Raw genomic sequence first — 12,044 nt, forward strand, 5'->3', positions numbered from 1 at the left:
TTCCGTGTGTTTCGACGGGACGACGCGCTGTGCGTGGTGGGGGCTCAAGTTGGTACCCGCTGGGATCAGTGTGTCGTCATTCCCATCGTGGGATGACCCTCTGACCCCGCAGTAAAGGAATTCTTCGCTCCGGTGCAAGCCGGGGCGGGGGGTTCCCCCAGGGGCACTGCGTTCAGTGCCTCCGGGGGAGCCTCCCGCTCCACATCGTCTTGTTACCGGAGAATTGATATGACGAATTGCAGAACTAGCCCGATCGTTGCGCGTCCTTACGCGTTGCGATTTGATCTGACCACGCCCGGTCACGTAATCGAGGCCGCTATCCGTGAGGCCAATGAGTTGCTCACGGCGCAGCTGCCAGGGTTGCTGTTCTTTCCCTTCGAGTGGAAAGAAGAGACCGCGGTGGGGCAGCGGTTTCAAGCTGTGCATTTGCACGCGGACGACGCCGGTTGGGAACGGTTTCGGGCGCGTGGAATCAGCACGGTTCCGCTGCTGGCACGACGGATGGACATTTCGGTGTCGCGTCGTCGTCGCCCGGATAGCCTGGGGCGCGAGCCCCTCGCGATGGCGAGCTGACGGTTGTCCTCGGCTCATGTGTAGAACAGTGGTACCCAGAAAGGGACGTAGCCTCGGCTGCGTCCCTTTTCTTTTTTTTTGAGGGCTTACCCCTGGGGGTGTTTTTCCCAGCTGGAAAAAGCATTCTCAGGCCATACAATGACCCGTAGAACTAAAACAGAAGTACCCGAATGCGAGAACGTGAGAGACGACGTGCATCACCCAGCGCCGCGTGCGTCGGTGCGACTTTGCTTTGTGGCGTTCCGCCGCCACACGCGGATGTTTCGCCTCAGCACACGGCATGGGCTGGATCCAACCTATGCTCCGGCGTGAGTACATCTCAGGCTGCCTCATCAATACCTCCGCAAGCTGCTGTCAGCCTTGATCTAGTGCAAGGCAACCTGCGCCAAGGTGCGGTAAAGTATTTCAACTCGAATAACCCGAACACAGATTCGGTGAGTGGCGCCATCGGACTGGCCGGCACTGCGCTTTCGCCGACCAAACCTGCGTCTAGTGATGTGCATACACAAGGGAATGGGATCTATATGCAAACTGAAAAAGGTTCGAGTGAGCAGCACTCGGCCGCAACCGCCGTTCGGACGCTGACCCAAGAAGTGCGGTCGACGCTGAAATTCCTCAACGGGAGCCGGACGATCGTGGAGCTCGAGGACGAGCGTGGGCATGCCGTGCGTGTCCATGGCGTGATTCGCTTCTTTGGAGAAGCCGGCGACGGCATCCGCGAAGACGGGACCAACACCTTCTTCTCGTTCAGCGAATACGCAGTCTCTCGCTTCGTATGACACAGCCCCTGAACGCCGCGCCGCAGTAGGCCACGCGTCGGGGCCCGGCCCCGATGCCCCTTCGCTTCACCGTGCTGATCCTCGGGTCGGCACGGCTTTGCCTGCCCGGCGCTCTGTGTGGACTGAAAAGCCGACCGATTGCCCCTTGCGGGGCCGGCCTTCTATGGATATGGCATGAGGTAGGCATCCATTTTTGGCGGCGGTGAATTGTGTATACGCAAGACACAGGGCAGGAGTCCGGGCAAAAGGGCGAGTTCGTCCGGGCACACTTTTTCTTTGGCAAAGATGTCCGCGCGATCGTGGCGGACTATCAGCGCCCGCTGGAGAAAGAGGCCGTCAAGCGCTGCGTGCGCGTCGAGCTTGGCCCGAAGAACCGGACGCCGGAGTCGGCGGCGCCGATTCGAATGGAACTGCGCACTGCCGACGCCGCAGCCATCATGTCGGTGCTGCTGGGATATGAACCTTCGGTGCATCTGCACCTGGTCCGCCCCGGGGTGCATAAGACGCTGACCTTGATGCGGGGCTCCGAGTCGCCCGCGAGCTGTGTGCTCCGGATGAGCGCCAAGAACTCCACTGTGAGCCCCAAGGTCCACACCTTACAGTGTGGCATCGACGCCGACGATGCGCTGATGTCTGCAGGCATCGTTGCGGCGTCGCTCGAGGCGGTCAACCCCGGGCTCGATCCGGGGGTCTGGCACTCACAAGTCTTGCGCATTGGACGCATTGTGGCGCGCGCGAGCGCGCAGCAGGAGGGTCGCCATGCAGCCGCTCAATGAACTCAACCTGAGCTTTTCAGACGTTGGGTGTATTCGTCACTGGGTGAAGACCCGCACGAAACTGCGTGAGTCCGCGCGGCTGGACGCGGCCGTGGCGATCATTCGCGAGTTTGGCATCGTTGGCGGGTTTCACCGCGCGCAGGTGATTGAGGCGCTGTCCGGACGTTTCTACTGGAAGTGCCTCGATCGCGCCGTGGATGCGCTGTTGGCCGCGCGCTGCGTCTATGAAGCCGATGGACTGCCGCTGACCCAGGGAGGCGGGCGGACCTTTGAAATTCGTCTGGACGAAATGGTCGATGAAGATTCGTCCGGGGGCTATTCGGTGAGCGGTGAAGGCGCACAGGACAATGACTACAACCAATTCGGATTCGAAAGCCAGGACTGGGGCTTCGCCTAAAGCGGCCGATGCGACCGCGGGTATCGTGCGGGCGGTGCAATGCGAGCCTGCCCACGAGTTGGAACGGGAGGTTGCTGAGCTGGCGACCTTCTATATGAACTCCGCTATCGGCGGGGCGAGTGGCTGGGCGTGGGAGCGCATCCCGGTGCGTGCGTCGTTCTTTGTTGGCGATGCGCAACTCTTTCGCTACGCTCTGGACGACCCCAGGCTCGGGGAAAACAGGAAGGTGCACGCTCGGGCGAACCTGCACTTCAATATCGGCTACCTGGTGCAAAACCACGTGGCCTACCTTGAGCACATCGTCCCCGAGTGCATTGCAAGGTTGCTCGACGCGATCACACGCTACTCGCAGAAGAACGGCGGCGTCGCCAAGCCCCACCGCGGCGACACGCCTTCGTGGGCGATCTGGCACAAGCAGCTCACCGGCCGCGAACCGCTCACGCCGGAGGCGACGAAACGTCTGTTCTCAAAGGTCCCGGCGCTACTGCTGGCGGGGCATACACTGGGTGAGTGCAAGTGCGACGGCGCGCAGTCCCGCTGGCATGCACTTGATAGCGCCCAGCTGCTGCGGGTGGGGCAGGGCACGCTGCGCTGCGATCACTGCCGGGAGCCCATCGTGCGCGCGAGCGACAGTCGCCGGCCCGCCTGGATCAGTGATGAGGTGCAGTTCCTGGCGTCGCGCAGCGGCTCCGCGCCCGCGCCGACAGCGCCGTAGTCAGGCCTGCGCCGATTCAGAGCGGTCGGACGCGTAGCGCATAGTCCGCATCGCCCCACGCCAGCACCGCATCCGGGTGTTCGGCGAACAGGGCGGCTCTGGACAGCAGGATCACCGGGCCGACCTGGATGCTGCCCGACTGAACCCGAAACAGTGGCGGATCAGGATTCATCTCGCGGTAACTCTCCAGTAGCCAGCCCATGTCGCGAAACGCGGCAAGAATGGGGACCAGCGACGGATGCGTGCCGCGCCCCGGGGGCTGGGTGCGGATGGCCAGTTCGTTCTGAAGGGTTTCGCTGAGCAGTGGCGCAAGCTTGTCGCGCAGGTGCGTTTCCAGCACTGCGACATAGTTCCGGGCCATCGCGGTAAACCCATCGGCGCGGGCGAGGGCGTCGTTCGCCTTGTTGATGTTGAGGGCGAGCACCGCATTGGGCAGGACGCGACGCAGTTCCTCCATGACCTGCTCGTTGTGGACGGCATCCGCGGCCGTAGCCTGATCGGATCGGGTGGCGATGCCGTCGGCAGCGCGGATGTTTCGCGTGAGGTTTCGGATTCGCGCATCGCCCTCCGGGTTATCCGGACGCAGGATCGCCCCGATCGGTAGGTCATCGCGGCCATGGGAGTACGTCAGCACGGCCATGAGAATGCGCTTCTCGGTGTCCTCCATGGCCTGGAACTCCGGGAGCACCCGAACCATGTGCGCGGACAGGAAGTCGTGGGTCTTCGATGACTTTTCCCAAATCGGCTCGCCGGCGGGCGTCTTGCCCCGCCGATAGGCGATGACCTTACCCAGGTCGTGCGCCAGCCCGATGACCGGGGCGAGGGGATCGTCCGGAACCCGCTCGATCATTTCCGCTGCAACCTTGAGGCTGTGATCCCGCAGTCCGACATTCGCGTGATGGCCCTCGGGCCCGCTGGTCCAGTCCTTGTGTGCCTCGAGTGTCTCCAGCAGGGCCAACCGTAGTTGATCGACCGCGCTCGTGATCGCAAACGCCGGCGTCATTGGGATGCGCTGAAGCCAGAGGTGCGCCTCGGGGGCCGGATGTAGTAGCGCGTTCCCGGAATAGTCATAGATCGCCAGGGAGCAGCTCGGCGTTTGGAGCACCTGTGGCTTGGCCTTGAGATCGCTTGTCGCGGGCGCGCGGGTGTGGAGTTTGCTTCCCCACTCGCGCAGTTCGTCAAAGCCGGACCTCGCGACGAAAACGACGATTCCGCTAAGCGCCGTGATCCCTATGGCGTTGATGAGCGCCACCCCCACTGCCACGCCGGTCCGCAGGTGACCGCCGCGCTGCATGAGTTCGCTGGCCAGCGTCGGCACCCAGTAGAAGGAAGGGACCCGCGTGCTACCGAGCACGTACTGCGTGAAGGCCACCCCGAGATCGGTCCAGATCAATAGCGCCGTCAGCAGCGCATAGATCGCGCCGAGCATGGCCACCGTCGAAAGAAACCCACGCGCCGTCCCGATGCGGGCAAGTGATGCGTCTTTATTCGTACTCATGCGCTAGTAGACGACGGCGGGCGCCGCCAAATCGAGGACCGAGGTCAACCCGTGCGTCTATAGGGGAAGCAGCAATGACCAAGCGGTGTTTGGGACCACGTTTAAAGGGGTAGTCCATGCGTAAGGTGGTGTTGGTAGTGGTGGCATTTGCGGGCCTGCTCAGTGGCCCAGCAATGGCGGATGGGTTCTGGACCGGCAATGAGTCGGTGCGCACCTATCCGATCGAGTCGGTGCTCGACCAGGCGGTCCCGAAAGACGATTGCTGGAAGATCCAGCTCAGCGAGAGTCTGCGGGGCAAATCGGTGACGGCGCCCCCGACGGGGATGAGCTGGCGCGACCGCCTGCAGACCATGGCGCACGCCAATCACCTGACGGTTTCCGTTCGCGACTCCGACTGCATTGTCTCGGTGACGCCGTATCGCGATGGCGCCACCGTCGCCTCTGCGCTTCCCGGGCGCTACAACGCGGCGCCCCCGCCGCCCGCGCCCACCGCCGCGCCGGATCCGAATCGCGTGGATCTGTCCCGCGGATTTGCCTTGGCCGCTGGCGGCACCCTCCGCGCTCAGGTCGATCGTTGGGCGAAAGCCAGCGGCTGGCACCTCGAGTGGAAGCTGTCCTACGACTACCCCGTAACCGTCGCGGCGACCTTCGGCACGGAGTTGTATCAGGCCGTAACGAATCTGGTGAGTTCCTACGAACGTGTGGGCCAGATGCGCGATGTCGAATGGGTCTTCAACAAAGGCAACAAAGTCCTGGTTGTGCGGGAAGTGGATCGCTTCACGCAGGCCAAGCGTCAAGCGCCTGCCCCTGCAGCCAACTAAGGAATCGCTCATGTTCAATCTCAAACTTGCTGTAATCGGCATTGCCATGGGCGCGATGCTCGGCGGGTGCTCGGCGACCACGAAGCGGGTCGATACCAGCACCGCGAACATTCTCGCCGACGCCAATAGCACGCTGGCGCAGTCCGACCGGTTCAACGGTTCCGAGCGTATGCGTGTACGCGCGGACGACGACATCTATGTCAGTGGCGACCGGATTCCGATTGAGCCGGGACTTCCGGAGGTCTTTCACCAGGACTACGCGGTTGCGATGTCCAACATCGTGCCTCTCGCATTTGCCGCTGATCGCCTCACGCAGCTGACGGGCTTTCGGGTCAATGTCCACGAAGACGTGTACGCCTACTTCAAGCGCCAGCAAGTCGCATCGACCGGTGGCGCCGATCAGCAAAGCGGGCAGCAGAGTGCATCCCGGTTCACGGGGGGCTCCAACGCGGTGGGTACCGACATCTTCGTCGACCTGTCCTACAAGGGTCCGCTGACGGGCTTGCTGGATCGCATCGCCGCCAGTTTGTCGGCTTCCTGGGAGTTCGACGCCGAAGCGCAGCAGATCGATTTCTTCCGCTATCAGACGGTGTCCTACAAGATCAACGGCACTCACACCAAGGAAGCGATTCAGGGCACCGTAACCAACGCCAGCACGTCAAAGGCCGGCTCTTCGCTGACCACGATCACCGCGGGCGACCTGGACGTTTTCGCATCGGTTGAGCGGCAGATCACCGCAATGCTCACCCCGGACGGCAAGATGTCTGTGCAGTCGGCGCTGCAGACCGTGGTCGTGACCGACACACCCCGGGTGCAGGAGCGCGTGCGCACCTACGTTGAAAGCCTCAATCGCGATCTCACCCGCGAGGTGTTCATCGAGGTCAAGGTGCTCACGGTCAGTCTGAGCAATGGCGACAGTCGCGGTATCAACTTCAACCTGCTGCGCAACACGGCATCTGGCGGGATGCAGTTCGGTACGGTGCGCGACGTGCAGGGCTTTGGGACGCTGATTGGCTCGATCGCCTCGGGTGCCACCGGGGCCCTCGCGCCTTACGCCGGTTCGCAGATCATCATTGATGCGCTGTCGAAGCAGGGCAAGGTCAGCGACGTCAAGACGATCATGCTGCGTGCCCTGTCCGGTAGCGCGGCGCCGTATCAGAACACGCGCCGGATCGGTTACGTCAGCCAGGCCGGTACGGTGTTCAGCAGCGCCACGACTGGCACAGCGCAAACAACGCGCCAGGTTGAGTTTGAGACCGTCGGATTCACCATGCGCGCACTGCCTCACATTCTGGATGACGGCAAGCGGATGCTGCTGCAGCTGTGGGTGTCGATTTCCAATCTGGATCGGCTCGATAGCGTCGGCACCGGGGACAACATCGTGCAGATCCCGCAGGTGTCCTCCAACGACTTCCAGGAACGCTTTGGGATCACGTCGGGTGAGACGCTGGTGCTCGCCGGGTTTGAGGCGAACTCATTCAACGTGGATTCGCGTTCGATGTCGCCCAATGCGCGCTGGTGGCCGTTCGGCGGCGCGTCGAACTCCTCGGTCACTCGTGACGTGCTTGTCTTCGTGATCACGCCGGTCATCGTCGACGGCCCGCAGCCGTCCGTCTGAGGTAGGCCGCTATGGCAAGTATTGCCCGCATTGGAACCCGCGCGCGTTACGTTGCGAACCTGGAATGGCGCGCCGCGGAAAAGGACGCGACCATCTCAAAGCGCGTCGCTGCGATGCTGGCCGACGAGCGCGCGACCTACGGCGTGTACTACGACACCCATTCTACGTCGGGCGTCATGGTCCGCGTTGTTGGCATGGTCCCGGACCGTGACTACGAGCCGAAGCTCAAGGGCCTGCCATCGCTTGCTGCGGCGGTAGCGCAGAAGCTCAAGGACGGATTTGTCGTCACGCCGTTGAACTCCGCGGATGACCCGTCCCGCTGGTGGTTCTGTGGCTTTAGTAATGGGGCGGTGCGTCCCGGCACGGATCTGGTTGCACACCAGGACACAGTGATTGCGCACCTGCGCGAGCACCTCGAGGAGGTGGGCGACGCACCGGTGTACGTGCCGCTCGCGGTTCGCGAGCACCTGTTGAATCTGGATCGCACGCTGCGCGAGTTCGATCTCGATGATCTGCTCGCGGATGCCCCTGACGATTTCAAGATCGGCCGACTCAAGAGCCAAACCTCGGCCGCCGCCATTGCGTTGTTGTTCGCTGCGGCGGCGGTCGGTGGACTGGGCTACTTCGGATACACGTTTCTGTTCCCCGAGGCTCCGGAGGTTGTCGACGCACTGACTGCAGAGGAACTGGCGGCGCAGGTGCGTGAGACGTTCCTCAGCGCACGCGGCCTGCAGGTCGACACCGTGTTGACGACGCAGCACAACGTCTGGGTTCACGACGCAAAGGCCTTTGTTTTCGGACTCCCTCGAGTGGCAAAGGGGTACGAGCTCGACAAGGCGGTCTGCCTGCCCACTGGACGATGCAAGGTCACGTATGTCGCTGCGAAGCGTCCGTCTCTCGAAGCGTTTCGTCGGGACTTCGAGGCGCAGGCCCTTGGCCCGGTGGTTTTCCCCATGGATGGCGGCTCGGCCGAGATGACGATGCAGTTCAGCACGCTCGATGCCACTGCGCGCCACAGGGCGCCTGCGTTCTATGACGCCATTCCGGATCACCGCGCGTTCGTGCAGGAACTGGTCACGCGGCTCCAGCGCTTCAGCAACATCATGCCCACCGGTTGGGGGCGCACGCTGGCCCCTGTCAGGACGCTTTCAATCGGCGCCACGAATCCGTTCGGCAGCGAGTATTTCCTCGGAACCGTCTCGATCACGCTGGAGCAGCTGTGGCTGTTCGAACACCTGATCAATGTTCTGGCTTCCGAGTATCTGAGCATCCAGAAGGTTGAATTCCTCAACCACCCCAGTCCGGCGATCAAGTTCGATGCGAACTACGTCATCGCCAAATATCCCGAAACGCAATGAGGTCGATCATGCGCACTTCAGTTTTTCTCGCCTTCCTTCTGCCTGGCATCGCATTGGCGCAGGACGTGGCACTTCCGGATGCGACGGGCGTAGCGGCCCCGGCGGCCGTCACGAATAGTGCGGATCCCGCGGTTCCGTTCACGATGACCCCGCCGGGAGAGGACGCCAACACACTCCAGGTTGTTCAGGCGCTGCAGGAGCGCAGGGCGCTTCTGGAAGCGCGTGCAGGGGTCGAGGACGCGCGTGCGCGACTCAAGACCAGTACGTGCGAGGCCGATCGCGGGTGTGTGTCGTCCGCCGCCAATCCCGCCACCATTGCGCCACCGCCAGTGGGAGCGCTGCGCCCCGCCGACACCGCACCTCGGGAGTCGGACTTCACCATTGCAGGAATCTACAAGCGGGCGGGCGCCCCTGCGACGGCCGATCTGTTTGTGAACGGGGGTCGTGTCAGTGTGGAGGAGGGCGCACCACTGCCGGGCGGGTACACGGTTGCGTCGATCACGACCACCGGGGTTGCCGTCGTCAGTGCGCGCGGTAAGCGACGCCAGCTGGATTTCGCCCAGCCTGTCGACGTCCGCGGGCGCTAGACGTCATGGCGTTCCTCGGTCTTGGCAGCAAGACAAAGACTGCGAGCGCGGCCGCCGGTGTGGCCCCGCCCTCGGCGCCGCCGACTCAGGGGGTGGTCGCAAACCTCCCGGTCGCCCATGTTCGCCACCGCAGTGTGCAAAAACTCGCGAGCCTGACGGAACAGCTGCCTCATCATTCGGAGGTGCTGACCCGTCCTGGCGGCAAACTGGAAAAGTTGCTCGCGGATTCCGAACGGCACGACGTCGCTCTGTTGGATGTGCCGGGGTCATCTGCTGCGGACATGGAATGTGCCGTCGTTTGCACGGTCAACTTCGCCGAAGGCGCTCACGGCTACGCGGATCTGCGGCGCCGGCTCGAGAAAGCCGGCTGGCGCTGCAAGCCCCCGTACCGCGCGACGCGTGAGCTGATCCAGAAGCTGTATGAAGACGGCGAAGCCAGCTCGGTGGTGTCGACCGACGCATCGGAAATGGAGCGCCTGTTCAACGCGATCGCGGCCTCGGCCATCGAGATGGGTGCTACGGATATTCACTTCGAACTTCGCGCCGGAAGCTGCGCCGTGAAGTATCGCATCAACAAGCGGTTGTCCCGCCAGAAAGACCTGAGTGGAGCGGTCGCGAACACGCTGCTGCGAACGATGTATCAATCCCTCTCAGATCACGATACTCGCGATGCAACGCAATATTCCCTCAAAGAGCTCCAGAGCTGCGCGATTGATCGACACATTGATGGGCAGCACTATCGTTTTCGCTACCAGTGCAACCCGGTGTCGCCATCCGGTGCCGACTGTGTGTTGCGCATTCTGCCGATCGGCAGAGAGGCCGACGAACGGCCGTTCGAGGGTTTTGAAAGCCTTGGGTATAGCGTCGCGCAATCCGACTTGATCCGCGAAATGTTTGCCGACCCGAAGGGGGTCATTTTGATCGCCGGCAAGATGGGCAGTGGCAAGTCCACCACGTTGAAGCACGGCCTGGAATATCTTGGCGCGCTGCGCCCGTACTTCAAGATCCGCACCATTGAAGATCCGCCGGAATACTACATTCGCGGCGCATCGCAGCATCCTGTTATCCGCCGGGTAAACACTGCCGACAAGGAAGGAAAGGGCGAGTCCGACTTTGCTCGGACGTTCCGCACGATTCTTCGCCTGGACGCCGACGCAACGATGCTCGGGGAGATTCGCGACGCCGTCACTGCGGGGCTCACGGTGCAAGCCGGCCAGGCAGGGCAGAAAGTTGCCGCGACCGTTCACGCCAACTCGGCATTCGGGATTATCGGCCGCCTCCGGCGGCTAGCCGTTGATGCGGAAGATATGGCGGATGAGAAGTTTCTGTCTGGCCTGATGTTTCAGGAGTTGCTGCCCGTCGTCTGCCCCCATTGCAGCCTTTCGGCGCTGGACCTTTTTCAGATGGCCAGTTCCGGGACGGTGCGGCTGGGATTGACCAGGGAGCTGGTGGAGCAGAAGACCGACACGCTGAAGCGTGTTCTCTCGTACCTCAAGCCGCATGCCCGGGACATCCGGTTCGAGGGACCTGGGTGCAAGGAATGTAGCCATCGTGGAACGGTCGGGCTGACCGTGTGCGCGGAGGTTGTCGTGCTGGATGACGACATGCGGCAGGCAATCGCTGCCGGCGATGTGCTCGGCGCGCGGCGCCATTGGGAGAGTGAGCCGGGGTTAGTCTCCGGCGCGGACGGTGTGCGCTGTGTCGACCACGGCATGAGCAAGTTGCTTGCCGGGCACGTCAGTGCGGAGGCATTCGAGGAATCCTTCGGATTCATCACGCCACGTCTGATGGCGCGCACCTTCTCGCTGTTGACGACCCACCCGGAGCTGTTTGGACTCCCGCCCCTTCAGGCGGACACTCGCGAGTAGATCTTCGCATGCTCAATGAAATGAACTTCTGGTTGGCGAAGCGCACGTTCGGCTTGCGCCAGCGCCTAGCCTTCTATCGTCTGCTGTTGGCGTTTCTCGAGGATAACAACACGGTCCTTGATGCGGTCAACGAGTCGGCCGAGTTTTACGGCACGCGGGCACTTGGTTTTATGTTCCGGCACTGGCTTCGTCAGCTTCGCAACGGCGCCAAACTCGCCGAGGTTGTCGACGGGTGGATCAAACCCGCAGAAATTGCGTTTATCCAGGCGGGTGAAGAGCGCGCGAACCTCGCCGAGCCGCTGGGTAATCTCGTGTTGCTGCTCGAAAAGCAGGATGAGGCCTCGCGCAAGCTGGTCGAGACCCTCTCGACTCCCATCGGCTATCTGATCATGTTCCTGACTACCGTATTCGGGATCGCGTTGTATGTCGTGCCGGAATTTGCCGCGGCGATGCCAATGGAGAACGCGCAGTGGATCAGCCGTTGGTTCTTCAGCGCGTGTGAGTGGTTGGCGCAATGGGGCGTTTGGATTGTCTTTTGGTTCATCGTTGCCGCGGTCGTCTCCGTTTCGTCGTTGGCCTACCTGACCGGCCCCGTCCGGAAGGCTTTGGATGGCTTGCCGCCCTACAGCATCTTCCGTCGGATCCAGAGCAGCTATTTCCTGATTTCCCTCAGCTCCTTGTTTCGGTCAGGGGTCGGCATTCAAGAGGCGGTCATCGCGACGGCGGAGTTTGCGTCACCGTGGATGAAGTCACATCTGCGTGTCGTCTCCCGCAAGGTCCGCGAGGGCATGAACGAGGGTGATGCGCTCCAGACCGGGATGATGCCCAAGGATATGGCCGGGGAGGTACAACGCTACGCACGTCTATCTGGCTTCGAGCGGGCGTGTTTCCGTATCGGCAACAGCAACATGACGCTTCAGCTTGATCGCCTGGCGAGGTGGGCGACGTTTGCCAAGTATTTCGCGATGTTTGGCATGGCCGCACTGATCGGCACTTTTCTTTTCGCAATCATGGGTGTCGTTGCGCCCCTGTTGCAGAACAAGCCGTACTGAGG

At 62.4% G+C, this 12,044-nt stretch carries 12 protein-coding genes; 11 read left to right on the plus strand and 1 reads right to left on the minus strand.

All coding sequences use genetic code 11. The features are described 5' to 3' along the window. The first annotated feature begins 228 nt into the window (after nucleotides 1–228). The 5 genes from E4T66_RS17935 to E4T66_RS17955 all read left to right on the plus strand — a co-directional run bounded on the left by E4T66_RS17935 (nucleotide 229) and on the right by E4T66_RS17955 (nucleotide 3,240). The gene (locus E4T66_RS17935; protein WP_136850828.1) at nucleotides 229–573 is read left to right on the plus strand and encodes an NUDIX hydrolase; all 345 of its coding nucleotides are present in this window, start codon (nucleotides 229–231) and stop codon (nucleotides 571–573) included. 368 nt (nucleotides 574–941) lie between these two features. Continuing rightward, complete coding sequence (locus E4T66_RS17940; RefSeq protein WP_136850830.1) at nucleotides 942–1,352, plus strand: hypothetical protein; 411 nt, start codon at nucleotides 942–944, stop codon at nucleotides 1,350–1,352. A 299-nt stretch (nucleotides 1,353–1,651) separates the two neighbouring features. Further along, on the plus strand, nucleotides 1,652–2,128 hold the full coding sequence (locus tag E4T66_RS17945) for a hypothetical protein (protein WP_136850832.1): 477 nt from the start codon (nucleotides 1,652–1,654) through the stop codon (nucleotides 2,126–2,128). Then, a complete protein-coding gene (locus E4T66_RS17950; RefSeq protein WP_136850834.1) occupies nucleotides 2,112–2,525 on the plus strand; it encodes a hypothetical protein in 414 nt (137 codons plus the stop codon). Before E4T66_RS17945 ends, E4T66_RS17950 begins: the two co-directional genes overlap by 17 nt. Beyond that, nucleotides 2,476–3,240 carry a hypothetical protein gene (locus E4T66_RS17955; RefSeq protein ID WP_136850836.1) on the plus strand — a complete coding sequence of 255 codons (765 nt, stop codon included), beginning with the start codon at nucleotides 2,476–2,478 and terminating at the stop codon, nucleotides 3,238–3,240. Before E4T66_RS17950 ends, E4T66_RS17955 begins: the two co-directional genes overlap by 50 nt. A 16-nt stretch (nucleotides 3,241–3,256) precedes the next feature. Here E4T66_RS17955 and E4T66_RS17960 read toward each other — a convergent pair whose 3' ends face one another. Continuing rightward, complete coding sequence (locus E4T66_RS17960; RefSeq protein WP_136850838.1) at nucleotides 3,257–4,738, minus strand: HD domain-containing protein; 1,482 nt, start codon at nucleotides 4,736–4,738, stop codon at nucleotides 3,257–3,259. 116 nt (nucleotides 4,739–4,854) lie between these two features. On the opposite strand from E4T66_RS17960, the gene E4T66_RS17965 reads away from it, so the two are divergent. The 6 genes from E4T66_RS17965 to E4T66_RS17990 are packed head-to-tail and all read left to right on the plus strand — an operon-like array spanning nucleotide 4,855 to nucleotide 12,042. Further along, the gene (locus E4T66_RS17965) at nucleotides 4,855–5,559 is read left to right on the plus strand and encodes a TcpQ domain-containing protein (protein WP_136850840.1); all 705 of its coding nucleotides are present in this window, start codon (nucleotides 4,855–4,857) and stop codon (nucleotides 5,557–5,559) included. A gap of 10 nt (nucleotides 5,560–5,569) precedes the next feature. After that, on the plus strand, nucleotides 5,570–7,177 hold the full coding sequence (locus tag E4T66_RS17970) for a hypothetical protein (protein ID WP_169577701.1): 1,608 nt from the start codon (nucleotides 5,570–5,572) through the stop codon (nucleotides 7,175–7,177). 11 nt (nucleotides 7,178–7,188) lie between these two features. After that, nucleotides 7,189–8,535 (plus strand): type 4b pilus protein PilO2, encoded by a 1,347-nt coding sequence (locus E4T66_RS17975; RefSeq protein WP_136850844.1) that lies wholly within the window; start codon nucleotides 7,189–7,191, stop codon nucleotides 8,533–8,535. A gap of 8 nt (nucleotides 8,536–8,543) precedes the next feature. Next, on the plus strand, nucleotides 8,544–9,122 hold the full coding sequence (gene pilP / locus E4T66_RS17980; RefSeq protein ID WP_169577702.1) for a type IV pilus biogenesis protein PilP: 579 nt from the start codon (nucleotides 8,544–8,546) through the stop codon (nucleotides 9,120–9,122). A 5-nt stretch (nucleotides 9,123–9,127) separates the two neighbouring features. After that, a complete protein-coding gene (locus E4T66_RS17985; protein ID WP_136850848.1) occupies nucleotides 9,128–10,990 on the plus strand; it encodes a GspE/PulE family protein in 1,863 nt (620 codons plus the stop codon). 8 nt (nucleotides 10,991–10,998) lie between these two features. Next, nucleotides 10,999–12,042, plus strand: a complete 1,044-nt coding sequence (locus E4T66_RS17990) for a type II secretion system F family protein (RefSeq protein WP_136850850.1) — start codon at nucleotides 10,999–11,001, stop codon at nucleotides 12,040–12,042. Nucleotides 12,043–12,044 lie beyond the last annotated feature (2 nt).

This window comes from Sinimarinibacterium arenosum, assembly GCF_005047655.1.
Lineage (GTDB): Bacteria > Pseudomonadota > Gammaproteobacteria > Nevskiales > Nevskiaceae > Solimonas.